The sequence below is a fragment of the Maricaulis maris genome (genome assembly GCF_049116555.1).
Taxonomy (GTDB): Bacteria; Pseudomonadota; Alphaproteobacteria; order Caulobacterales; family Maricaulaceae; genus Maricaulis; species Maricaulis maris_C.
In genome coordinates, this window is record NZ_JAGDYT010000001.1 from 901,827 (window position 1) to 924,231 (window position 22,405).

The window sequence follows — 22,405 nt, forward strand, 5'->3', positions numbered from 1 at the left end:
GGAAATGCGATGAGCAGGACGCCGGCCCAATTGGCGGTCGTGATCGGCGCGACGGGCGGCGTTGGCGGGGCGCTGGCTTCGGCCCTGATCGGTCATGACGCCTATGATCGCGTGATCTGCCTGTCGCGTGGCTCCACGCCGTCCGTGGATCTCGAGAAACCTGACAGCCTTGCAAAGGCTGCGGACTGGCTGCTCAAGCAATCCGGTGAGATCAGGCTGGTCATCGATGCGACAGGCTTCCTGCATGATTCGGCCTTTTCGCCAGAGCGCAGCCTGCGTGATCTCGACCCGGCGCACCTGCACAAGGCCTTCGCTGTCAACGCCATCGGACCGGCCTTGCTGATGAAGCACATCCTGCCCCTTCTGCCGCGCAAGGGGCGGACGGTCTTTGCCACCCTGTCGGCTCGGGTCGGGTCGATCGCGGATAACCGGCTCGGCGGCTGGCATGCCTATCGAGCGTCGAAATCCGCGCTGAACCAGCTCATGCGGGGCGCAGCGATCGAGCTGGCCCGTTCGCGGCGCGAGGCGATCTGTGTGGCGTTGCATCCGGGCACGGTCGATACCGCGCTGTCAGCGCCGTTTGCCAAAACCGGGCTGGAGGTCCGCCCGGCAAGCGAGGCGGCGGGGGATATCCTGCGCGTGATTGCGGGCCTGACGGCAGTGCAGACGGGTGGCTTTTTCGACCATGACGGCAAACCCATCCCGTTTTGACGGGGGCCCGAGCTTTGATGCCCGAGCTTTGATGTCCGAGCCATTTCGGCGGATGCTGTCTGTGACGTGTTTCGCTGGAAGGCTGGAGGCACCGCCCGGAATCGAACCGGGGTACACGGATTTGCAATCCGCTGCGTCACCACTCCGCCACGGTGCCAAGCCTTGCGAGGCGGGAGCTATAGCGCTCTCGCGCGGCGCGAGCAATCCGGCTTTGTCACCTTCAGGGCAGTGCAGTGAGTATTGGGGTTGAAGCCGCTTTGCCGATGTGCGCCGCCCGCTGGCGAAAGCGAGGTGGCTGCGAGGCAATTCGACGCGCGCGCAGTGGCATGCTTGCCGGGTTGTGGCATGCCGGGATATATCGGGCCGAACGCATCCCGACAGGGCCTGGCCGAAGGAGAGCCTCGTGAGCGAATTCGAAACAGCGCGCAAGCAGATGGTGGACAGCCAGATCCGGCCGTCCGATGTGACCGACCGTCGCCTGATTGCGGCCTTTCTCGATATTCCCCGTCATCTCTTTGTGCCGCGCGCCCGCCGGGCCTCAGCCTATGCGGATGCACAGGTCCAGGTAGGTGACGTGCGCACGCTCATGCGGCCGCGCGACATCGCCAAACTGGTTCACGCCGCTGACATCCAGCCGGATGAGCTGGTGCTCGACATCGCCTGTGCTCGTGGCTACTCCACCGCCATTCTCGCGCGGATGGCCGGAACCGTGGTCGGTCTCGAATCGGATGAGGACAGTCTCGCGCGCGCCAGCGGCCTGCTCGCAGATGCCGGCGCCGACAATGCGGTCGTCATCGAGGGCGATCTGGCTGCGGGTGTCGCGAAGCAGGGCCCGTTCAACGTGATCTTCGTCAATGGCGCCATTGATGACGTTCCCCAGGCCTGGTTCGACCAGCTCGCTCCGGGCGGCCGACTGGTCGCGGTGATCCGCAAGGGCCCGATCGGCAAGGCGACGGTCTTCACCAAGTCGGCAGCTGGCATTGGTGAGCGTCAGGTTTTCGATGCCCATGTCGCGCCGTTGCTGGGTTTCCAGGCCGAAGCCGGCTTCGTGCTCTGATTTTTTTCGTTTCTCGGAACGGAAACATCTCTCTCAAACGTTACAGGGACGTCGGGGTGGTCTGTCCGGCCCGAACACGTCTGCGCGAGGTTACCAAAATATCAGGGTGAACAGTGTTCACTTTTAATCATGGCGTGCCTATATGCGGCCATGGTGTGCGCGAGGGCAGGAATTGGACTGCCAAACCGTGACCGGACTGGATCAGGTCGCGCGAAGCGCTAGTATGTGACGAAAGCGGCGGGCGAGTCTTCGGCGCCGCAAGAGGGGTTCGTAATGTTGCGATTGAAGAATTTTGCGCTCGTACTGGCAGCCGGCGCATCGGCGCTGGCTCTGGCCGGTGTTGGTGCCGGTGCCGGTCAGGCCCAGACGCTCGAAGAGACTCTGGCGCTGGCCTATGAGTCCAACCCGACCCTGCAGGCCGAGCGAGCCCGATTGCGCGCGACCGATGAGGGACGCATCCAGGCCCAGGCCGGACGTCTGCCTTCCGTGTCGGCTTCGGCTTCGATTTCGCGTTCGCATTCTGAAGGCGAGAGTTTTTCCCAGATCAACAATACGTCGAACAGTTTCGAGTCCGACGCGACGCCGAAGAATTACAGCCTGTCGGCGAGCCAGCCAATCTATCGTGGCGGCCGCATTGATGGGGCGATTGACCAGGCTACGGCGGTCGTGATGGCCGGCCGCGAGACGCTTCGGGCAACCGAGCAGACCGTGCTGGTCGATGCCGTCACGGCCTTCATGGACGTGCGTCGCGACAATAATGTCATCGAGATCCGACAGAACAATGTCGAAGTCCTGTCCCAGCAATTGCGTGCGGCGCAGGATCGGTTCGAAGTCGGTGAGATCACACGGACGGATGTGTCCCAGGCCGAGGCCCGCCTGTCTGCCGCCCAGACACAATTGTCGGCCGCGCAGGCCCAGCTCGGCGCCAGTCGCGCGGCCTATGAGCGTGTGACCGGTCAGCCGGCCGCATCGCTCAGCGAGCCACCCGCCTTGCCGCCTCTGCCCGACAATCTCGCGGATGCGGCCGAGTTCGCCTTCGACAATAGCCCGCAATTGCTGGCCGCCCGCTATGGCGAAGAAGCTGCCCAGCATGCCATTCGCATCGCGCGCGGCGCCCTTCGTCCGGAAGTGTCGCTGACCGCATCGGCCTCTTCGGCCCGCGATTCGAGCTTCTCCGGTGATGTTCGCGACAGCACGTCGATCATGGGCCAGGTCTCGGTGCCGATCTTTACCGGCGGACTGAACCGTTCGCGCGTGCGCGCTGCGGTTGCCCAGGAAGAACAGGCCCGCTTCCAGGTGCGTGAAGCCCGTCGCCAGGTCACTGAAGCGGTCACCAATGCCTGGTATTCCTACGTTGCCTCGCTGGCGGTGATCGAATCCAGCCGTCAGGCCGTGCTCGCCAACGAGATCGCGCTGGACGGCGTGCAGCAGGAAGCCTTTGTCGGCATCCGGACCACGCTGGACGTGCTCAATGCGGAACAGGAACTCCTCGAATCCCGCCTGACCTTCGTGACCGCCGAGCGCGACAGCTTCGTGGCCGGTTACCGGTTGCTGCAGGCGATGGGTCTGGCATCGGCGGAACGACTGGGGCTGGATGTGGATATTTATGATGCCGCCGCAGCCGATTCACGCGAATCACGTTTCCCTAACCTTGACTTAACGCCCTGGGACTAGGGTTTTTGAAGAGTCACGGGCTGGACAGGCGAGTTCCGGCCCGGTTTATTCGCGTGATACGGGAAGCCGCGTTCGCGGAAACCCGCAACGCCGACTGCAGACGCAGACCGTAGACAAGGGACTTGGGCGCTCATGGCCGATGCCGCTGAAAACGAACCGTCAATGGAGGAGATCCTCTCTTCCATCCGTCGCATCATCAACGAAGACGATGAAGACGCGCCGGCTGAGGCCGAGGCTGAAGCTGCGCCGGAACCGGCTGCGGACGAGCCCCAGAGCCAGGATGATGTTGACGCCCTGTTCGACGAGCCGGCCGCGGATGCCGGCGGTGATGACGTTCTCGAACTGACCGAGATGGTCGATGATATCGACGAGGGCACCGAGCCGCTCTCGATGGATGACGATCTGATGATTGTCGATCGCGAGGAAGAGGTCGAGCCGGGGCCGGTCGCCGAGGCCGAGCCCGAGATTGATTTCGACGCCCTTGCTGACGAGACCGCTGACGGCATCATGAGCGAGCCGGCCGCGGCAGCTGCCATGGGGTCTTTCCACACACTGGCGGACACCATCCGCATTTCCGACGAGGAAGGCCGGACGCTGGAAGGTGTCGTTCGTGCGCTCCTGCGTCCGATGCTGAAGGACTGGCTCGATGCCAACCTGCCGTCGATTGTCGACGAGAAGGTGCAGGCGGAGATCGACCGGGTTGCTCGCCGTCGCCGCTAGGCGAAAACGACAAGGCTGGTATGAAAGAAGGCGCGCCCCGGCGGGACGCGCCTTTTTGCTGCCCCGATATCCGGCCCGGATCAGATGTCCTGCGCTGCGAGCATGGCGCGATATTCGCGAATCTTCTCGACATAGCGCACCGGTTCGTGACCCCGGGCATAGCCATAGCGCAAAGTCGCGTAATGCTCCGGGTCGGAGAGGAGGGGCAGGATCTCGGCGAGGTCATCCCAGCTGTCCTTGTTGCGGCCCAGGCGCTCGGCCAGGCGCCGCGCATCATACATGTGGCCCATGCCGACATTATAGGCTGCCAGCGCGAACCAGAGACGGTCCTCACCGGTCACGCCATCGGGAACGCGGGCATAGAGGTCATCCAGATAGGCCGCGCCGCCGCGAATGCTCTGGCGCGGGTCGGTGCGGTCATCAATGCCGACCCGTTCCGCTGTGGACAGGGTCAGCATCATCAGTCCGCGCACGCCGGTGGCGCTCACGGCATCGGGGTCCCAATGTGATTCCTGATAGGCCTGAGCTGCCAGCAATTCCCATTCAAACGGCAGGTCCTCTGCGGCGTCTTCGAACCAGCGTCGATATCGGGGCAGGCGGTCATCGACCCGCCTTACGAAGCGGGCAATGTCGACATAGTCGTAATCGCCGTACTGGCCGAACCATGTCTCATCCAGCGCTTCCAGCAAGCCGCTGGAGTGAGCCTGTGCGAACCAGTCGGCGAGCGCAGAATCAAGCCCTTCGACCCGGGCGTCATAGGCCCAGGCCAGGGATTGTTCACCGGTAAGGTTCTGGGCCACGACGAGTTCGGGATGGCGGCGCCGTGCAAAATCGACGAGATGACTGTCCGAGACGGTGCAGGCAATATCGCCCCCATCAACCGCTTCCAAAAGCGGCATGGCCGATCCTCCGGGCTCGGAGTCCCAGCGGATATCGGGATGCTGCGCCTGAAGGGCGATCAATGTTTCCTCGTAACTCGAGCCTTCCAGGACATGGATATCCGTGTTCGCGAGCCCGTCGCGGCGTGTCGGGGATGGCCCACCGCGCCGACAGACAAGTTGTTCGGTCACGGCCTTGTAGGCCGGCGCGAAGGCGAGGCGCTCCGCCCGGCCAGTCGTCTGCGTGAGGCCGGCGGCGGCGATGTGACCTTCGCCGGCCTCCAGCGCTTCCAGCAATTCGGGAATCGACGCTTCCACGCGAAAACTGGCGCTGACACCGAGTTCGCTGGCGAAGGCATTGGCCAGGTCCACCTCATAGCCACTCGGCGCGCCCGATTCCCCGATATAGCTGGTTGGCCCGGCCAGGGTCAGAATGATCAGCTCGCCGCGTTCGCGAATCAGCGAGAGCGTGTCAGGTTCTGACGGTATCGTGGCCGTGTTTGCCCCACCGCAGGCCGCGAGGGCGATGAGGCTTGTGAAGGCTGACAGGCCGAGTTTCAGGCCCGATCTGATTGTCCGAACAATATCCGTCATATGGCTAGCCTAGGGTCGATAGTGTCGAATTTCAAACCCTGTCTTTCGATGGGCGATCGACCTTTGTTCCGTTTTGTTAACCATAAATGTTCCGCTTGTGTTCCCGGAACAAAACTGGTACGCCGAGACAATGTTGCCCGGACCTGAGGGGCGTGAAATAAGGGATGAAGGCTATGAGTAAGGGCGCGATTCGACTCGTGAAAAACGAAAAGAACATGAACAAGGAAAAGGCGATCGAGGCGGCGCTGAGCCAGATCGACAAGGCCTTCGGCAAGGGTTCGGTCATGAAGCTTGGCCAGAAGCCGGCCATGGAGATCGAAGCGATTTCCACGGGTTCGCTAGGCCTTGATATCGCGCTGGGAATTGGCGGCTTGCCGAAAGGCCGGATCATCGAGATTTACGGCCCGGAAAGCTCCGGCAAGACAACGCTGGCGCTCCACACGGTTGCTGAAGCCCAGAAGGCGGGCGGCGTCGCGGCTTTCGTCGATGCCGAGCACGCGCTGGACCCGGTTTATGCCGGCAAGCTGGGCGTCGATGTCGGCGAGTTGCTGGTGTCCCAGCCGGATACGGGTGAGCAGGCGCTGGAGATTGCCGACACGCTGGTTCGCTCTGGCGCGATCGACGTCCTGGTCATCGACTCCGTCGCGGCGCTGACGCCGCGGGCCGAGCTGGAAGGCGAGATGGGCGATAGCCTGCCCGGCCTGCAAGCCCGCCTGATGAGCCAGGCCCTGCGCAAGCTGACCGGCTCGATTTCGAAGTCCAATTGCCTGGTCGTCTTCATCAATCAGATCCGCATGAAGATCGGCGTGATGTTCGGCTCGCCCGAGACCACGACCGGCGGGAATGCGCTGAAATTCTATTCCTCGGTCCGTCTCGACATCCGCCGCATCGGTGCGATCAAGAACCGGGATGAGGTGATTGGCAATCAGACCCGCGTGAAAGTGGTCAAGAACAAGGTTGCGCCGCCTTTCCGCGAGGTCGAGTTCGACATCCTGTATGGTGAGGGTATCTCCAAGATGGGGGAACTTATCGATCTTGGCGTAAAGGGCGAAGTGATCGAGAAGTCCGGTTCCTGGTATTCCTATAATTCCGAACGGATCGGTCAGGGGCGCGAGAATGCCCGCCAGTTCATGCTCGACAATCCGGATATCGCCGGAGAGATCGAAGCGAAAGTGCGGGCCAATGCGGGCTTGATCGCTGATGAAATGCTGACCGGTCCGGACCTGCCGGAAGAAGACGCAGCGGCGGGCTGATCCTGACGCGGCTGCCCCTCATGGCGATCGCTGGCTGACCAGGAAGGCGCGCGAACGCGTCCTTCACGTCACGCCGTCAAGGCAATCGCAGCTTGATTATGAACGGGTGCTTGGCTAGGCCGGGCACCCGTTTCTATATGTCAGTCAATAGAAACCGGTTTGCGTCAGCCCGACGGGATGGCGCGCGAAACTCCAGCCGACGGGATCGGACATCATGGCCAGCCTGCGCGACATCCGTGCGACTTTCCTCGACTATTTCGCCCAGCAGGATCATGAGGTGGTGCAATCGGCCCCGCTGGTCCCGCAGGACGATCCCACCCTGTTATTCGTGAATGCCGGCATGGTCCCGTTCAAGAATGCCTTCACCGGGCAGGAAAAACGGTCAAGGCCACGGGCGACCAGTTCGCAGAAATGCGTGCGGGCCGGCGGCAAGCACAATGACCTGGACAATGTCGGCTATACCGCGCGCCATCACACCTTCTTTGAGATGCTGGGGAATTTCTCCTTCGGCGACTACTTCAAGGAAGAGGCCATCGCCCATGCCTGGCAGCTGGTAACACGTGAATTCGACCTCCCGGCCGACAAGCTTCTGGTCACGGTTTACTCCGAGGACGACGAAGCGCGCGCCCTGTGGCGCAAGATTGCCGGCCTGTCTGACGACCGCATTATCGGCATCTCCACCTCTGACAATTTCTGGTCCATGGGCGATACCGGTCCGTGCGGCCCGTGCTCGGAAATCTTCTTTGATCACGGCCCGTCCATTGCTGGTGGGCCGCCCGGTTCGCCGGACGAGGATGGGGACCGTTTCATCGAGATCTGGAATCTCGTATTCATGCAGTTCGAGCAGCGTGGACCGGATGAACGCGTCAACCTGCCCAAACCCTCCATCGACACAGGCATGGGGCTGGAGCGGATTGCGGCCATCCTGCAGGGCAAGCACAATAATTACGAGACCGACCTGTTCCGCAATCTGATCGCGGCGGGTGAGGACGTGCTGGGCGTGAAGGCAGAGGGCGACGCGCTCGGCAGCCACCGCGTGATTGCCGACCACTTGCGCTCGACCTGTTTCCTGATGGCCGACGGGGTCAGCCCGTCCAATGAGGGGCGCGGCTATGTCCTGCGCCGCATCATGCGCCGGGCCATGCGTCATGCTCATATCCTGGGGGCAAGCGAGCCGGTCATGTGGCGTCTTGTTGAGGCCCTGAAGACCGAGATGGGCGATGCCTATCCCGAGCTCAATCGGGCCCAGGCTCTGTTGGAAGACACGCTGAAAATCGAAGAGGAGCGGTTCCAGCGCACCCTGGGTCGCGGCCTCTCCCTGCTGGAAGAGGCGACGGCCGACATGGCCGAAGGCGATGCCCTGGCCGGTGCCACGGCGTTCAAGCTCTATGACACGTATGGCTTCCCGCTCGATCTCACCCAGGACGCGCTGCGTGCCAAGGGGATGACGGTGGACGAGGCCGGCTTCGACAAGGCCATGGCCAAGCAGCGCGCCGATGCCCGGGCCAGCAAGTTTTCCTCCGGCGACGCCGCACCTGACGCGGTCTGGTTCGCCGTGCGCGACAAGGCTGGTCCGACCACCTTTACCGGCTATGCCGGCACGGGCGGAGAGGGGCGGCTTCTGGCCATCGTTTCGGGCGGTCAGGACGCCAAGGCGCTGGGCGCCGGTCAGCGCGCCGAACTGGTTTTCGACACCACGCCCTTTTATGGCGAGAGCGGCGGCCAGTGTGGCGATAGCGGCGAGATCCGTTTCACCGATGGGGCCGTTTTCACGGTCGAGGATACGCAAAAGCGCGGTGGCGACATGCACGCCCATATCGGAGTGCTGACCAAGGGGGACATCACGCTGGGCGACTCGGCGGTCCTGGACGCCGACGCGCCGCGCCGGGCCGCGATCAAATCCAATCATTCGGCGACGCATCTGGCTCATGCGGCGCTGCGCGCAGTGCTCGGCGATCATGTGACCCAGAAAGGCTCGCACGTCGGTCCCGATCGCCTGCGCTTCGACTTCTCGCACAACAAGGCCGTCAGCCCGGCCGAGCTGGCGCTGATCGAGGCTCAGGTCAATGCGGTGATCCGCCAGAATGATGATGTCTCGACCCGTGAAATGACTCCTGACGCTGCCATCGAGGCCGGCGCGCTCGCCCTGTTCGGCGAGAAATATGGTGACAAGGTTCGCGTGCTGACCATGGGGCAGGCGCTGGCCGATCACGCGACGCCCTACTCGGTCGAGCTGTGCGGCGGCACGCATGTCGCCCGCACCGGCGATATCGCCCTGTTCAAGATCGTCGGCGAGACCGCGGTTTCCTCTGGCATTCGTCGGATCGAGGCGATGACGGGCGAGGGGGCACGCCTCTATATGGAAGAGCAGATGGGCTATGGTCGCGCTGCAGCCGACGCGTTGAAAATCCCGCCTGCGGACCTGGTCACGCGCGTCTCCAGCCTGATGGATGAACGCAAGAAGCTTGAGCGCCAGCTGGCCGAGGCCAAGAAACAACTGGCCATGGGCGGCGGCGCTGCGGGCGCGCCGGCCGGGCCGGAAAGCGTCAATGGCGTCAGCTTTATCGGCCGCGTGGTCGAGGGCGTGGGCGGCAAGGATCTGCGCGGTCTGATCGACGAGGCCAAGGCCCAGATGGGCTCGGGCGTGGCGGCCTTCATTGGTGTCAATGATGGCAAGGCGGCGCTTGCGGTTGGCGTGACCGATGATCTCAAGGATCGTTTCGGGGCGGTTGATCTGGTCAAGGCCGGAGCGGCGGCAGTCGGCGGCAAGGGGGGCGGTGGTCGCCCGGACTTCGCCCAGGCTGGCGGCCCGGACGGGTCGAAGGCCGGAGCCGGCATTCAGGCCATTCGCGACGTGCTTGCAGGCTGATGGGCAAGCCGGCCAAGTCAGACGTCCAGCTGGTCGGCGACAAGTCCGCGGCGCGGGCCATCGCGGCCGCGCGGGCGGATTTCAATGCGGCGCTGGAGGGCCGGGCGCTCAAGGCGATCGCGGGTCATCTGGTCGAGGATGCTGTCCTGGTACCGGGTGACGAGGCCCAGCTGATCACGGGACGCGATGCCCAGCTCGAAGCCTGGGCATCCATTTTCAGCCAGATGCCGGACGTCAGCTATGTTCGGACCCCGTCCCGGATTGAAGTTTGCGAAGACAGCCATCTGGCAGCCGAGACGGGGCGCTGGAAGGGGGCCTGGTCTACTGATGGCTTCGCCATTCGCTATACCGGCCGCTATTTTGCCAAATGGCGCTGCGTGGATGGTGTCTGGCAGATCGAGGCCGAGACCTTTGTCACGATGAAGCGGAGCGGCGGCTAAGGCATGGGCTGGCGGGATCGAATACGGCGCGCTGTCCGCATTTTCAGGCATGGGCGACCGCCGGAGGGGTTGTCGCTGGCGGGCGAGTGGGTCGGCACCTACAGCTATTCGGACGCGGCCGCCCCGGTGCCCTTTGTGGTTCGCCTTGGCGATGTCGGCGGGCGGCTGAGTGGAACATCGGAAGAGGCCAACACCTTTGCGGACCCGTCTGCGAGCCACCTTCATGCTGCGCTGTCCGGCCGCCGTGAGGGGTGGGATGCCAGCTTCACCAAAACCTATGACGGTGCGGGCGGGGCGGACCACAGCCTGGATTACACCGGCCAGATCAGTGTGTGTGGAAGGCGGATCAGGGGGCGTTGGAGACTGCCGGTTGAGCAGGCAGGCATGGATTGGTCCGGCGGGTTCTCGATGACGCGTCGCGATGTGGCGAATGAGCGCTAAGCGCTAGCGCGGTTCTGCGAGCCATGTGCGGGCATCGTGCTCTGTCTTGAAGACGCGCTCATGGGTCGTGAGTGTCTGGCTCGATGTTTTTTCCCAGAAGGCCAGCATGGCGCGCGATAACTTGTCATCGCAGACGATGGCAGCGCGGCGACGGGGTCCGGTTGTCACGGGATCAGCCTTGGCCATGCGGGCCTGCAGGTCGGCCATGGCGGATGCCGACATCTCCGACAAGGAGGTGCGCGTCAAGAGGGTCAGGAAATCATACTCGTCTGACCAGGCCTCATGGGCCCTGGCGCGGGCGAACAGCGCCATCATCCTATCGATCGTGACCCGCCCGGTTATCCGGTAGATGCACAGCCCGTTTTCCGGCTCGAAGTCGATTTCCACAGCCATCACCCTGAAAGTGGCCAGAGGCGGGATGTCTGAGTGACGGTCGCCCCGGGACTCCATATCGGCCGATGAGTCGCGGTTTCAAGTGGTTTCGAAATGCATCTGACCGGGCGCGGCGAGGCTCAACCGGGCGCGGTCAGTTTTCGGGCTGCCACGGAGTCGGTCCGACCTGCTCGATCCGATTGGTTGAAATACCGCCGCGAAAGCGCGCGTCGAGTGCGTCACGCGCCGTGACGGTGTCGATGCCCGTGGAGTTCATGCGGGTGCGATCCAGATCGCCCATCACCCAGACGTCTGTCCCGACGGCGGCCATGCGGGTTTCCAGCCGGGTCGGCCAACCCCAGGCAAAGCCGGCATAATTGGCGGGCAGGACGACCACCGTATCGTGACAGGATTGCGGGACATGGCCTGACCAGCCCCAGACGAGATAATCCCTCGCGCAACGACGGATGGCAGCCCGGCTCATGCGCCGGATATCGGGACGCAGGGCAGCGAGTCGGGCATCCGGTCGGGGCGCCGACAAAATGATCATGTGCGTGACCGGCAGGGCGCGCGCCTCGATATAGCTCACCAGCGCTTCGGCCTCATGTGGATCATTGCTCTTGATATTGATCAGGAAGTCGCGCGCCGGGAAGGCATCAAAAACCTCGGCCAGGGTCGGAATGGCACCGATCCCGAGACCCCGAAGGGGAAAGGTTTCGCCGCCATCGGCGGTGTAGCCATAACCGGCATCCAGCGTCCGCAACATGTCCATACTCTGCGCCCGGACCGGGCCGCTGCCCTGCGTGCGGCAGTCGAGCGTCCAGTCATGGAAGACGGCAAACTCGCCATCGGTCGTGGGGTGGATATCAATCTCGACGCGAGCGGCCCCCGCCGCGAAAGCGGCTTCGATTGAGGGCAGGGTGTTCTCGATGAAGGTGTGGCGCGGCGGATCAATCAGCTCCGCGGTGCAGTCATCCCGTCCGGCGCCGGACGGATCAAAGGTCTGGTGCACGCCGCGATGGGCGATGAAATAGGGCGCGTCTCGCTGTGGCACGGCCAGCCAGGACGCGTTGTTGAGATAGAGGGCGCTGGTGGCCACGCCGAGCATGGTCAATGCGATGTATCGCTTTCTCATGGTGTCTCCCCCGTCCCTCGGAGCTTGCGAACGGGACACGGCAGCAGCAAGGCGTGAATGGGACGGGATCGCGGCGTTCGACCGTCAGCGCGCCATATCCGAATCCTGAGCTCAAGGGCGGCGCCGTCGCCGCTTCAAGGTTCCACCCGTCAGCCCCAGCCCCGGATGCGACTGTCTCCAGCACGCCAATTATGGCCGGGAATGCGCTCTGCCCTATCCAAAAGAAGGCAACTCGCCGTCCCCGCAGGAAAAAGGGCGGTCCCGTCGGAACCGCCCTTTTCTTGTTCTGATGTGATCGCTTGCGATCAGCCGCGAGCGGCCATGGCCGCCTTGAAGCGCTCATCGACCTTGTCGAGGAAGCCTTCGGTCGACAGCCAGCCCTGGCTTTCGCCGACCAGCAGGGCGAGATCCTTGGTCATGAAGCCGGCTTCCACCGTCTTGATGATCGTGTCCTCCAGCAGGGCCGCGAAGTCCATCACGTCCTGGCTCCCGTCCATGCGGCCGCGGTGGGCGAGGCCCTGCGTCCAGGCGAAGATCGAGGCGATGGAGTTGGTCGAGGTCTGCTCGCCACGCTGATGCTGGCGATAGTGACGGGTGACGGTGCCGTGTGCGGCCTCGGCTTCGACCGTCGAGCCATCGGGGCTCATCAGCACCGAGGTCATCAGGCCGAGTGAGCCGAAGCCCTGGGCGACCGTGTCGGACTGGACGTCGCCATCATAGTTTTTACAGGCCCAGACAAAGCCACCGGACCACTTCATCGCGGCAGCGACCATGTCGTCGATCAGGCGGTGCTCATAGGAGATGCCCTTCTCGGCGAAGGCGTCCTTGAACTCGGCCTGATAGACTTCCTCGAACAGATCCTTGAAACGGCCGTCATAGGCCTTGAGGATGGTGTTCTTGGTCGAGAGATAGACCGGCCAGCCGCGCTGCAGGCCATAATTCAGAGACGCGCGGGCAAAGTCGCGGATCGAGTCGTCGAGATTATACATGCCCATGGCGACACCGGCGGACGGGAAGTCGAAGACTTCGCGGGTGACCGGATCGGAGCCATCGGACGGCTCGAAAGTCATGGTCAGCTTGCCCGGGCGGTCGACCAGGAAATCGGTGGCGCGATACTGGTCGCCAAAGGCGTGGCGGCCGATGACCATCGGCTGCTGCCAGCCCGGCACGAGGCGCGGCACGTTGGAGATGACAATCGGCTCACGGAAGACAACGCCGCCGAGGATGTTGCGGATGGTGCCATTCGGCGAGCGCCACATTTTCTTCAGGCCAAACTCTTCGACACGCGCTTCGTCCGGCGTGATGGTGGCGCACTTCACGCCAACGCCGTAATGCTTGATGGCTTCGGCTGCGTCGATGGTGATCTGGTCGTCCGTCTCGTCACGCTTGGTGACCGAGAGATCGTAATACTTCAGATCAATGTCGAGATAGGGCAGGATCAGCTTGTCCTTGATCAGCTGCCAGATGATGCGGGTCATCTCATCGCCGTCGAGTTCGACGACCGGGGTATCGACTTTGATCTTCGCCATGGGTGCTCTGCTTTCTTTTCGGACGGACTGAAGTCGCGCTAGGACAGCGCGGACACGTAATTTGCGCGCTCTCTAGCATCGGTGCGCGCCAAGGTGAAGGCCTCGTTCCATGACGCAAATCTCTGCAACGCCCGCTTTCATACTCCATACGCCCCAGCTGGGTGAGAATATTGGTGCCGCGGCGCGCGTCATGGGCAATTTCGGACTGCCGGAACTGGTCGTGGTCGACCCGCGCGATGGCTGGCCCAATGACAAGGCGGTCACCATGTCGGCCGGCTCACCCGTGCTGGGCAATGCCCGAGTCGAATACCGGCTCGGCGATGCGATCCACGACCGTACCCGGCTCTACGCCACCACCGCCCGCCCGCGCGGGATGGAGAAGCCGGTGATGACGGCGCGTGAGGCGGTCAGCGACATGAAGGCGGCGATCGCGTCCGGCGAAAAGGTCGGCGTGTTGTTCGGCGGCGAGAAGTCCGGCCTGCCCAATGAGGCGGTCAACATGGCCGATGCCATCATCACCCTGCCGGTCGACCGGTCCTTCTCCTCGCTCAACCTGGCCCAGGCGGTCGCCGTGATTGCCTATGAGTGGACGGCCGGCGAGGGCGCTCCGGCAGAGTTCGAACCGGTCTCCGATGTTGCCGCGCGTGAGGATCTGGAACGCATGTTCGAGCACTTCGAGGCGGAGCTTGACCGAGCCGGATTTTTCCACCCGCCGTCGAAAACCCCGTTGATGGTTCAAAACCTCCGCAATGCCTTCATCCGTGGGCGCTGGACGACACAGGAAGTGCGGACCTTCCGCGGCGCTGTGAAGGCACTTGCCCTTGGACGTGGCAAAGCGCGTGTGGTCCGCGAGGATTAGGCGCTACCGGCCCGCGCCGACAGCCCAGTCATTCCGGTCGTCGCGTGACAGCGGCAGCGTTGCCAGCCATGCCGCGCCATCCGTCGCAGCCGGTTCTGCCGCCTCGACAGCCCAGACCAGCACCGCCTCCATCAGCCGGGCATTGCGCAGGATGTCGGCAGCGTCCATCGAGCCGGGGAAGATGCGGGCCTCGAAAGTGTGCTTGTCGGGCAGGGCATGAGCGATGTTGAGCAGGTTGAAGTCGGCGTATTTGGTCGGTTTGGCCTCGGCCAGCATGGCGCGGGCCTGCTCCCAGTCGCATCCCCGGAAGGCCTCGCTGCGGACCCGTTCGACAATCGCATCGGCCATCGGTCCCAGACGGACGCAGGCCGGGTTGGTGCCGACAAGGTCGCGCAGACAGGCGCCGTGACGGTGCAGCGCGTCCACCAGTCGCGACAGGATGGCGGCGTCGCACAGGGCGCGCGCGTCGAAATGGACATGGATGGCGGCTTCGCGGGGCAGGGTGAAGCCGAGCGCCTTGGCGTCGGCCAGCAGGGCAGTCAGGGCGGTGCCTGGATCACCCTCGTAAGGCGGCGTGATGAGTTCGCAGGGGCGTTCGCGCTCACCCGGCAGCGGGGCGACCATCGCGATTGAACGGTCGGCGCGGTCTACCACTTTCGCGATGCCGCCATCGGTGTGCTCGATATCCGTTCCGAAGAGCGCGGCGACAGGGGCCAGGACGTCGGCAATGTCTGCGCCGGGATCGCAATGCTCGGTCACCAGGGCCAGCAGGCGGGCGTCATCGCTGAGAATTCGCATCCAGCCTGGCAGGGGGGCGGCCTGGGGGTTGAGCCCGTCGCGCAGGGTGAGGTCATCGACGCAAAGGGCAAGGCGTTGGCCATCTGCGTCCAGGATGTCGAAACCCAGGACCAGATTCTCGAATACCGGCATGCCCGGGACGAGACTCGGTTCGGACTGGGGATAGAAGACGGTCTTGACGCGGCCGCCCACACGGTGGGCAATCCGCTCGGCCAGATCGCGTCGGCTGAGCCCGCGCGGCGCCATCAACTCGATCTCGAATCCCTTCTTCCAGGGATGGCGATGCGTCGAGCCTGTCATGTCTGTCTCCGCACTGCTTCGCTGCGCCAGCAGGGGCAATCTGGCAGTGATCCGGCGTGCGCGGGAGTCCGGATGACAGGCGGGAGTCGCATTCTGATTGCCGGGCCAGAGCAACGCGGTTAAGGCTGGAAGCAGTTGAAATCCGGGGGAATTGAAATGTCGAACACGTCGGTCATGAGTGCGCTGGCTCTGGTCTCGCTTTTCGGAGCAACGGCCGAGGCCGAAGTGGAGGGCGCGGCGATTGCGCTTCCGGAGGCGGAAATGTCCGCCATTCTCGCCGCATCGTCTGTCGGCATGGCATTCAGCCAGGACACGGCTGCCCAGGTCGATCTCTTCTTTGCCAGCGATTATGGCTATTGCGATGCGCGCAAGGTCGCGCATGTGTGGAATACCGACCCGTTCAGCGCTAAGGCAATTATTGGCGGCAAGATTGCCAACGGGCTGACCAGTCTGGTCGATGCCGACATCGCCTCGACCGCGGGCCGCGTGTCCTGTGACTGGGGCGAGTTGGGTCTGGGTTGGGACCAGGCGCTGGCCCTGGCCACGTATTGGGGCGGCAGTCCCGGCGAAGCCAAGGCGAAGGCCGGCGTCATCGCCAGTGATCTTGGCCACAAGGGCTTCATGCGCACGATGGCGCACGTCCTCGATCCGTCCCATCCGCAGAATCCGGCCGGTGGTGACGAGGCCTATCAGCAAATGTTCTTCAATAGCGATTACGGCTATTGCGACGCGCTGAAGGTGGCGCATGTCTGGGGCACGGATGTCGGCTCGGCCAAGACCGTGATCGGGCAGAAGATTGCAGGCGGGATCACCGATCTCGTTGATGTGGACATCGCCTCGACGGCGGCGTCCGTACAGTGCAGCTGGGTCGATACCGGGCTGGATTATACCGATGCCAGCAATCTCGCTGATTTCTGGGGCGTGTCGGTTGGCGAGGCCAAGATCAAGGCGACCGCCTATACCTCGGAATGGGGCAATCGCGGTTTCTTCGAACGTCTGGGCAGCGTGCTGGCTCGGGGGTAGGAGAGTCCCGACGAGGCCCTCCGGTCCAATTCTGGCGCCTGGCGCGGGACGGGGCATTGATCTCGTGTCAGCCACCTCCCGGACGGCTGATTCCCAGCGATAGAACAATGGCTTGGCGGGCGTCTTTACGCCCTGCCCAGCCGAAAAACCGGGCGCAGGCGCGCGGCCGATGTGATCGTCGCTTCGGCCCGTTGCTGCACACCCATCGCGATCGCCGCCCTCCTGCCATTGACTTCCCTGTCCACACAGGTAAAACCCGCGCTTCCCTCGCCGGGGCCTGACCCCGGATCGTTCAACACCAACGGGACGATGCGAGAACCGCCGTTTAGATCGCACGCCTTTGAGGGAAGGCGCGCCGGGCCGCATCGAATAGAGAGAACATGTCGAAGCGTCATTCGCAGAAATACAAAATTGACCGCCGCATGGGTGAAAACCTGTGGGGCCGTCCGAAGTCTCCGGTCAACTCGCGTTCCTATGGCCCGGGTCAGCACGGTCAGCGCCGCAAGAGCAAGATGTCCGATTTCGGTCTCCAGCTCATGGCGAAGCAGAAGCTGAAGGGTTATTACGGCAACATCACCGAGAAGCAGTTCCGTCGTACCTATGACGAAGCTTCCCGCCGTAAGGGTAACACCGCCGAACTGCTGATCGGTCTGCTGGAAAGCCGCCTGGACGCTATCGTCTACCGCTGCAAGTTCGTGCCGACGGTCTTCGCATCGCGCCAGTTCGTCAATCACGGCCACGTCAAGGTCAATGGCATCAAGGTCAACATCCCGTCCTACCGCTGCAAGCCGGGTGACGTGATCGAAGTCCGCGAGCGCTCGCGCTCGATGGCCCTGGTCCTGGAAGCCCTGGAAAGCCCGGAGCGCGATGTTCCGGACTATGTCGATCTCGATCCCAAGGCGATGAAGGCCACCTTCGTGCGCATGCCGGACTTCTCTGAAGTGCCGTACGCCGTGCAGATGGAACCGAACCTGGTCATCGAATTCTACTCCTCGTAAGAGGACGACATTCGATCGTGTAAAGAGGCCGCTCCGGATATCCGGGGCGGCCTTTTTCATGGCCCGGCGGGAGCACCGCCGCGCAGTCGTGCAGGCCTGCCTCGCGCTGCAGCATGTCGGTTCGGAAATTCGCGTCTCACGAGTCCATGGTTGATCCGGCCCTGATCCCTGATTGGATGAGACTGCCTGGACGCCTGCAGGGGCAAATATGCGGGTTTCGGGTGTGTATTGGGGATGTCTTGGGGGCAAGTATGGCAGGGCGTTGGTGCGGCGTATTGGCTGGTTTGGGACTGGCTGTTTCTGTGACGGCATGTGCAACGAGCGGGGATCCGCAGGTCGAGGCGCAAAATCGCCTCCTGCCGAGCCTGCCACCCATGCCGGCAATGCCGGCCCTGCCGACGATCAATATCTCCGACATGCGTATTCCGGGTACCAACCGGCAGGCTCCGGCTCCGGACCCCTCGCTCGAGAACATCATCTATTGGCGCGTCATCGAGGATGACATCCTCATCGTCCATGCCGACACGAATGGCTGTACGTCACGCGCTGATTTTCGCGTCGATGTTCAGCAATATCATGATGACATCTACACGGTTCGCCTGACCCGCGAGGCTGCGGATCTGTGTGAAACCGAGGCGCCCTGGGGCACCCAGCTGGGCTTCGGTTTCGAGGAACTCGGTGTGCCGATCGGTGGCCAGGTGATCGTGCTCAATCCGGTTGATACCGAGCGTCCCTGGGACTGGAACGAGGCCCGCACCTATCTGGCCAGCCGCCGCTAGGCCGCGCGTTCAGACCACCGCATCCCAGCTGCGCGACAGGCGTGAGGCGGCGTTGATGATGCCGACCATGGAGTAGGTCTGCGGGAAATTGCCCCACAGCTCACCGCTCGCCGTGTCGATGTCTTCCGACAATATCCCCAGCTCTGTGCGATGGGCGAGAACGTCTTCGAACATGGCCCGCGCGTCTTCGAGCCGGCCGATCCGGGCCAATGCGTCGATATGCCAGAAGGTGCAGGCGGTGAAGGCTGTCTTCGGTTTGCCGAAATCATCGGCAACCCGGTAGCGATAGACATGATAGCCGTCGCGCAATTCCTCATCGACCCGCTCGACCGTGGCGATGAAGCGCGGATCCTCCGGAGCGATAAAGCCGATCTCGGCCATCAGGAGAACAGACGCGTCCAGCGCCTCGCCACCGAAAGCGCCGGTGAAGGCCTGCCGCTTTTCGCTCCAGGCTTCGCGCAGCACGGTCTCGCGGATTTCCTCTGCCCGCACGGCCCAATACGCCTGACGGTCGGCCAGATCCAGCTCATTGGCGATCCGGGCGAGGCGGTCGCAGGCCGCCCAGCACATGATGGCGGAGGAGGTGTGGACATCGGCCCGGCCGCGATACTCCCAAATCCCGGCGTCGGGCGTGTTGTAGACCGCATAGGCGCGTTCTCCGACAACCTCGAAATGCTCGAACTCCAGCTGGCCCGCCTTGGACTGGAGACGATCATCGAAGAAGGCCTGTGACGCGCCCAGAATGACGTGGCCGTAGACATCGTGCTGAATGTGTTCGGCGGCCTGGTTGCCGAAGCGAACGGGGCCCATGCCGCGATAGCCGGGCAGGGCGTCGGCGATGGTCTCTGTCAGATCGGTTTCCAGCGCGATCCCGAACACCGGCTGGATATGTCCGCCCTTGGTCAGCGCCACCGTGTTGCGCAGATAGGCCATATAGCCTTCCAGCGTGCCGACTGCCGAAAGCCGGTTGAGGGCGGTCACGGTGAAATAGGCATCGCGCAGCCAGCAATAGCGATAATCCCAGTTTCGCTCGCTATCGGCATGTTCCGGAATCGAGGTCGTCAGCGCAGCGACAATGCCGCCCGTCTCCTCATAGACGCAGAGCTTCAGCGTGATGGCAGCCCGGATGACTGCCTCCTGCCATTCCGGCGGGGTGGCGAGGCGCCGCGACCAGTCCTGCCAATGGGAACACGTGCGCTCGAACCAGTCCTTGGCCATCGCTCCGACCGAGTCCGACAGGCTTTCATCGGGTCCCAGGAGGAAGGCGATTTCGTGATCGAGCACAAATTCGCGCTGGTCCATGATGTAGGAGAGCGGCGCGTCTGTCGTGATGCGGAAGCCGGCACGATCATCGAGAAAGCTGACATGGCTGACCCCGCGCCTGGCCGTCATGGCCCCGGCGCCGTGCCGACAAGCCGCGCTCAGCGTGATGGCGATCCGCGGCATGCCACGCAGCGGCGTGATCCGCCGCACGGTCGAGGCCGGTCTGAACATGCGCCCCTTGTCCATGAAGCGCGGGGCAAAATCACTGATCAGGATGGCCGAGCCGTCCGCCGCTTCCAGCTCGGTCTCGATCACGGCGGTATTGCGAACATAGCGCTGTCGCGCCGTGACCTGGCCCGCGAGGGCTACGGCGAAGGCGCCGTCGCCGCCGACCAGGCGGTTGAAGACCGGTTCGCCATCCAGGCGTGGCAGGCAAAGCCAGCTCAGCGTGCCGTCCTGGTCGACCAGTCCGGCGATTGTGCCATTGCCGATAATGCCGAGTTGCAGTGATGTCATGGGAATTGGGCCTCCAGCCAGGTCCAGACTTGGGCAGGATTGTCGAGGCGCGCCGTGGCGAGGCTGTCGCCGGCGCCAATCTTGATCGCGCGACCGCCAAGATCGATGGCCGCCTTCATGCCATCCTCGTCCGTGGCGTCATCGCCGATCATCACCGGGCGTCGCCCCGCAAAGGCCGGCATGGACATCAACCGCTCGACAGCGCGCGCCTTGCTCGCTCCGGCGGGTTTGAGCTCATAGACACATTTGCCGGCTTGCAGGACATAGGCGGGATGGTCGGCCACCATTGCGGCAAGTATCTCGCCGAGGGCAGGTCCGGCGGCGCGATTGGCGCGGTAATGGATGGCGAGGACCGGGCCCTTGGTCTCCAGTCTCGCCCCTTGTGTCTTCACTGCGAGCGCATAGGCCGCCTGATACAGGGGGTCAGGCGCCGGTGGCTGCCAGGCCGATGGATGGCGCCCGGGCGCGCAGATGTCACAGCCATGCCCACCGGCCCGCCACAGCGCGCCCGGGATACGACGATCGAGATCACGGATGTCGCGGCCGCTGACGACCGCCAGAGCGCCGCCCAGCGACCGCGAGAGTGTCTGCAGGGTCATGTCGCCGCCTGTCGGCAGCCAGACCGTGTCCGGATCATCCTGCAAGGGGGCCAACGTCCCGTCGAAATCCAGAAACAGGGCTTCACGCGCCGGGTCGAGCGGCGGCGGCGCGGCATCGCTCATTGCCAGGGCAGCGAGGGCAGGACTGGGCGTTTCGGTCATGCGGGGATGGCGGGCTGAAGGTCCTGGAGGAAACGATTTCGCCACCAGCTGATATCTTGCTCGCAGACGATGTCGCGCAGTTTGCGCCAACGCTCCTGGCGCTCTTCCAGTGACATGGTCAGCGCTTGGTGGATGGCGTCGGCGACCTTGTTGCGGTCGTGCGGATTGACGATGAGTGCGTCCTTCATCTGCTCGGCAGCGCCGGCAAATTGCGACAGGACAAGCACGCCGGGATCCTCGTCGTCCTGGGCCATGATGAATTCCTTGGCGACCAGGTTCATGCCGTCACGCAGCGGCGTCACCAGTCCGACCCGGGCAATGCGGAAAAGGCCGGCCAATTCCTCGCGCGTGTAGGACCGGGCCAGATACCGCAATGGTATCCAGTCGAGATCACCATGATCGCCATTGATCCGTCCGGCGAGCTGGTCGAGCTCGAGGCGCAATTCCTGATACTCCTCGACCTTGGAGCGCGAGGGCGGTGCTATCTGGGTCACCGAGACCTTGCCGTGCAGTTCCGGATGATCGTCGAATAGCTGTCCGACCGCCTCGAAGCGCTGGGGCAGCCCCTTCGAATAATCCATCCGGTCAACGCCGATGACGAATTCACGCCCGCCGAGAAAGCGGCTGATCCGCTCCGCGGCCCGGTCGGCTTCCGGGGAATGAGCCGCCTTGATAAAGCCCTCCGGATCGATCCCGATCGGATAGGCGGCGATCCGTGTGGTTGTTCCAAAGACCGCGATGCGGCCGTCAGCGAGGACCTCGCCGCCGCAATCATCGACCAGATAGCGCACGAAATTCGAGCGGTCGCCCTCGGACTGGAAGCCGATCACGCTGTAGGCGCACAGGGCGCGTGCGATCCAGTGGTGCTCGGGAATGGCGCGAAACATTTCCGGAGGCGGGAAGGGGATGTGCAGGAAGAAACCGGTCGGACCTTCCCAGCCTGCATGACGCAGGGCGTCACCCATCAGCAGGAAGTGATAATCATGCACCCAGACCGTATCGGTCGCGGTCAGGCGATCAGCGACGAGATTGGCGATGCGCTGATTGACGGCGGAATAGACGCTGAAGGCTTCGCTGTCGAAACTGGCCAGGTCGAGTCGGTAGTGGAAGACCGGCCAGATCACCCTGTTGGCATAGTTGAGATAATAGGCCTCATGTTCATCATGGGTGAGGTCGGTGAGGACAAACTCGACGCCCTCATCGCGAAACACGCTGGTGCCGCGCGGAAGCTCGTCGACCAGCTCTCCGCTCCAGCCAAACCAGCTTCCCCCGGTCTCCTTGAGGGACTCCCAGACGGCAACCGCCAGCCCGCCGGCGCGTGCCTTCGGGTCGGCGGCGGTGCGGTTCGATATCGCGATCAGACGGCCCATCATCACTCCTTGCTCGTGGATGGGTGTTCCACGGAGCTCGGGGGGCGGGCAAGGCGATGGCCCGC

The 22,405-nt window shown here is 63.6% G+C and carries 20 protein-coding genes and 1 tRNA gene; 12 read left to right on the top strand and 9 right to left on the bottom strand.

Translation table 11 applies throughout. The features are described 5' to 3' along the window. Window positions 1-9 precede the first annotated feature (9 nt). A complete protein-coding gene (locus JXQ94_RS04350) occupies window positions 10-711 on the top strand; it encodes an SDR family NAD(P)-dependent oxidoreductase (protein ID WP_421922579.1) in 702 nt (233 codons plus the stop codon). An 83-nt stretch (window positions 712-794) separates the two neighbouring features. Here the strand turns inward: JXQ94_RS04350 and JXQ94_RS04355 are convergent. Next, window positions 795-868: transfer RNA gene (locus JXQ94_RS04355), tRNA-Cys, on the bottom strand. 246 nt (window positions 869-1,114) lie between these two features. Here JXQ94_RS04355 and JXQ94_RS04360 point away from each other — a divergent pair. From JXQ94_RS04360 to JXQ94_RS04370, 3 genes are all read left to right on the top strand, one after another. Then, the gene (locus JXQ94_RS04360; RefSeq protein WP_421922580.1) at window positions 1,115-1,768 is read left to right on the top strand and encodes a protein-L-isoaspartate O-methyltransferase family protein; all 654 of its coding nucleotides are present in this window, start codon (window positions 1,115-1,117) and stop codon (window positions 1,766-1,768) included. 273 nt (window positions 1,769-2,041) lie between these two features. Continuing rightward, complete coding sequence (locus JXQ94_RS04365) at window positions 2,042-3,442, top strand: TolC family outer membrane protein (RefSeq protein WP_421922581.1); 1,401 nt, start codon at window positions 2,042-2,044, stop codon at window positions 3,440-3,442. Window positions 3,443-3,574: 132 nt separating this feature from the next. Continuing rightward, window positions 3,575-4,162, top strand: coding sequence for a DUF2497 domain-containing protein (locus JXQ94_RS04370; protein ID WP_421922582.1), 588 nt, complete (start codon window positions 3,575-3,577; stop codon window positions 4,160-4,162). Between the two features lie 80 nt (window positions 4,163-4,242). Here JXQ94_RS04370 and mltF read toward each other — a convergent pair whose 3' ends face one another. After that, window positions 4,243-5,634 (bottom strand): membrane-bound lytic murein transglycosylase MltF, encoded by a 1,392-nt coding sequence (gene mltF, locus JXQ94_RS04375; RefSeq protein ID WP_421922583.1) that lies wholly within the window; start codon window positions 5,632-5,634, stop codon window positions 4,243-4,245. 173 nt (window positions 5,635-5,807) lie between these two features. On the opposite strand from mltF, the gene recA reads away from it, so the two are divergent. The 4 genes from recA to JXQ94_RS04395 all read left to right on the top strand — a co-directional run bounded on the left by recA (window position 5,808) and on the right by JXQ94_RS04395 (window position 10,637). Next, a complete protein-coding gene (recA, locus tag JXQ94_RS04380) occupies window positions 5,808-6,887 on the top strand; it encodes a recombinase RecA (RefSeq protein WP_421922584.1) in 1,080 nt (359 codons plus the stop codon). Window positions 6,888-7,101: 214 nt separating this feature from the next. Next, the gene (gene alaS / locus JXQ94_RS04385; protein ID WP_421922585.1) at window positions 7,102-9,756 is read left to right on the top strand and encodes an alanine--tRNA ligase; all 2,655 of its coding nucleotides are present in this window, start codon (window positions 7,102-7,104) and stop codon (window positions 9,754-9,756) included. After that, entirely contained in the window at window positions 9,756-10,196 is a 441-nt protein-coding gene (locus JXQ94_RS04390) for a YybH family protein (protein WP_421922586.1), read from the top strand. Before alaS ends, JXQ94_RS04390 begins: the two co-directional genes overlap by 1 nt. 3 nt (window positions 10,197-10,199) lie before the next feature. Beyond that, the gene (locus JXQ94_RS04395) at window positions 10,200-10,637 is read left to right on the top strand and encodes a hypothetical protein (protein WP_421922587.1); all 438 of its coding nucleotides are present in this window, start codon (window positions 10,200-10,202) and stop codon (window positions 10,635-10,637) included. Between the two features lie 3 nt (window positions 10,638-10,640). Here JXQ94_RS04395 and JXQ94_RS04400 read toward each other — a convergent pair whose 3' ends face one another. The 3 genes from JXQ94_RS04400 to JXQ94_RS04410 form a co-directional block, all read right to left on the bottom strand. Continuing rightward, window positions 10,641-11,087 carry an STAS/SEC14 domain-containing protein gene (locus JXQ94_RS04400; RefSeq protein WP_421922588.1) on the bottom strand — a complete coding sequence of 149 codons (447 nt, stop codon included), beginning with the start codon at window positions 11,085-11,087 and terminating at the stop codon, window positions 10,641-10,643. Between the two features lie 76 nt (window positions 11,088-11,163). After that, window positions 11,164-12,144 carry a glycerophosphodiester phosphodiesterase family protein gene (locus JXQ94_RS04405; RefSeq protein WP_421922589.1) on the bottom strand — a complete coding sequence of 327 codons (981 nt, stop codon included), beginning with the start codon at window positions 12,142-12,144 and terminating at the stop codon, window positions 11,164-11,166. A 305-nt stretch (window positions 12,145-12,449) separates the two neighbouring features. After that, window positions 12,450-13,673 (bottom strand): NADP-dependent isocitrate dehydrogenase, encoded by a 1,224-nt coding sequence (locus tag JXQ94_RS04410; RefSeq protein WP_421922590.1) that lies wholly within the window; start codon window positions 13,671-13,673, stop codon window positions 12,450-12,452. Window positions 13,674-13,782: 109 nt separating this feature from the next. Between JXQ94_RS04410 and JXQ94_RS04415 the strand changes: the two genes are divergently transcribed. Further along, on the top strand, window positions 13,783-14,532 hold the full coding sequence (locus tag JXQ94_RS04415; RefSeq protein WP_421922591.1) for an RNA methyltransferase: 750 nt from the start codon (window positions 13,783-13,785) through the stop codon (window positions 14,530-14,532). 3 nt (window positions 14,533-14,535) lie between these two features. Here the strand turns inward: JXQ94_RS04415 and JXQ94_RS04420 are convergent, their stop codons facing one another. Continuing rightward, window positions 14,536-15,630 (bottom strand): amidoligase family protein, encoded by a 1,095-nt coding sequence (locus JXQ94_RS04420; RefSeq protein ID WP_421922592.1) that lies wholly within the window; start codon window positions 15,628-15,630, stop codon window positions 14,536-14,538. A gap of 174 nt (window positions 15,631-15,804) precedes the next feature. On the opposite strand from JXQ94_RS04420, the gene JXQ94_RS04425 reads away from it, so the two are divergent. The 3 genes from JXQ94_RS04425 to JXQ94_RS04435 all read left to right on the top strand — a co-directional run bounded on the left by JXQ94_RS04425 (window position 15,805) and on the right by JXQ94_RS04435 (window position 18,430). Continuing rightward, a complete protein-coding gene (locus JXQ94_RS04425; protein ID WP_421922593.1) occupies window positions 15,805-16,653 on the top strand; it encodes a hypothetical protein in 849 nt (282 codons plus the stop codon). A 380-nt stretch (window positions 16,654-17,033) separates the two neighbouring features. Beyond that, on the top strand, window positions 17,034-17,651 hold the full coding sequence (rpsD, locus tag JXQ94_RS04430; protein WP_295693165.1) for a 30S ribosomal protein S4: 618 nt from the start codon (window positions 17,034-17,036) through the stop codon (window positions 17,649-17,651). Window positions 17,652-17,902: 251 nt separating this feature from the next. Next, on the top strand, window positions 17,903-18,430 hold the full coding sequence (locus JXQ94_RS04435; protein WP_421922594.1) for a hypothetical protein: 528 nt from the start codon (window positions 17,903-17,905) through the stop codon (window positions 18,428-18,430). A gap of 9 nt (window positions 18,431-18,439) precedes the next feature. Here JXQ94_RS04435 and JXQ94_RS04440 read toward each other — a convergent pair whose 3' ends face one another. The 3 genes from JXQ94_RS04440 to JXQ94_RS04450 are packed head-to-tail and all read right to left on the bottom strand — an operon-like array spanning window position 18,440 to window position 22,340. Continuing rightward, complete coding sequence (locus JXQ94_RS04440) at window positions 18,440-20,209, bottom strand: glycoside hydrolase family 15 protein (RefSeq protein WP_421922595.1); 1,770 nt, start codon at window positions 20,207-20,209, stop codon at window positions 18,440-18,442. Further along, complete coding sequence (gene otsB / locus JXQ94_RS04445) at window positions 20,206-20,970, bottom strand: trehalose-phosphatase (protein ID WP_421922596.1); 765 nt, start codon at window positions 20,968-20,970, stop codon at window positions 20,206-20,208. Before otsB ends, JXQ94_RS04440 begins: the two co-directional genes overlap by 4 nt. Continuing rightward, window positions 20,967-22,340 carry an alpha,alpha-trehalose-phosphate synthase (UDP-forming) gene (locus JXQ94_RS04450; protein WP_421922597.1) on the bottom strand — a complete coding sequence of 458 codons (1,374 nt, stop codon included), beginning with the start codon at window positions 22,338-22,340 and terminating at the stop codon, window positions 20,967-20,969. The genes otsB and JXQ94_RS04450 overlap by 4 nt, the downstream gene beginning before the upstream one ends. Between the last annotated feature and the right edge of the window lie 65 nt (window positions 22,341-22,405).

Coding starts and splice junctions, on each gene's coding strand:
- JXQ94_RS04350 (WP_421922579.1), top strand. CDS start 10: ATGAGCAGGACGCCGGCCCAATTGGCGGTCGTGATCGGCGCGACGGGC.
- JXQ94_RS04365 (WP_421922581.1), top strand. CDS start 2,042: ATGTTGCGATTGAAGAATTTTGCGCTCGTACTGGCAGCCGGCGCATCG.
- JXQ94_RS04370 (WP_421922582.1), top strand. CDS start 3,575: ATGGCCGATGCCGCTGAAAACGAACCGTCAATGGAGGAGATCCTCTCT.
- mltF (WP_421922583.1), bottom strand. CDS start 5,634: ATGACGGATATTGTTCGGACAATCAGATCGGGCCTGAAACTCGGCCTG.
- recA (WP_421922584.1), top strand. CDS start 5,808: ATGAGTAAGGGCGCGATTCGACTCGTGAAAAACGAAAAGAACATGAAC.
- alaS (WP_421922585.1), top strand. CDS start 7,102: ATGGCCAGCCTGCGCGACATCCGTGCGACTTTCCTCGACTATTTCGCC.
- JXQ94_RS04390 (WP_421922586.1), top strand. CDS start 9,756: ATGGGCAAGCCGGCCAAGTCAGACGTCCAGCTGGTCGGCGACAAGTCC.
- JXQ94_RS04395 (WP_421922587.1), top strand. CDS start 10,200: ATGGGCTGGCGGGATCGAATACGGCGCGCTGTCCGCATTTTCAGGCAT.
- JXQ94_RS04400 (WP_421922588.1), bottom strand. CDS start 11,087: ATGGAGTCCCGGGGCGACCGTCACTCAGACATCCCGCCTCTGGCCACT.
- JXQ94_RS04405 (WP_421922589.1), bottom strand. CDS start 12,144: ATGAGAAAGCGATACATCGCATTGACCATGCTCGGCGTGGCCACCAGC.
- JXQ94_RS04410 (WP_421922590.1), bottom strand. CDS start 13,673: ATGGCGAAGATCAAAGTCGATACCCCGGTCGTCGAACTCGACGGCGAT.
- JXQ94_RS04415 (WP_421922591.1), top strand. CDS start 13,783: ATGACGCAAATCTCTGCAACGCCCGCTTTCATACTCCATACGCCCCAG.
- JXQ94_RS04420 (WP_421922592.1), bottom strand. CDS start 15,630: ATGACAGGCTCGACGCATCGCCATCCCTGGAAGAAGGGATTCGAGATC.
- JXQ94_RS04425 (WP_421922593.1), top strand. CDS start 15,805: ATGAGTGCGCTGGCTCTGGTCTCGCTTTTCGGAGCAACGGCCGAGGCC.
- rpsD (WP_295693165.1), top strand. CDS start 17,034: ATGTCGAAGCGTCATTCGCAGAAATACAAAATTGACCGCCGCATGGGT.
- JXQ94_RS04435 (WP_421922594.1), top strand. CDS start 17,903: ATGGCAGGGCGTTGGTGCGGCGTATTGGCTGGTTTGGGACTGGCTGTT.
- JXQ94_RS04440 (WP_421922595.1), bottom strand. CDS start 20,209: ATGACATCACTGCAACTCGGCATTATCGGCAATGGCACAATCGCCGGA.
- otsB (WP_421922596.1), bottom strand. CDS start 20,970: ATGACCGAAACGCCCAGTCCTGCCCTCGCTGCCCTGGCAATGAGCGAT.
- JXQ94_RS04450 (WP_421922597.1), bottom strand. CDS start 22,340: ATGGGCCGTCTGATCGCGATATCGAACCGCACCGCCGCCGACCCGAAG.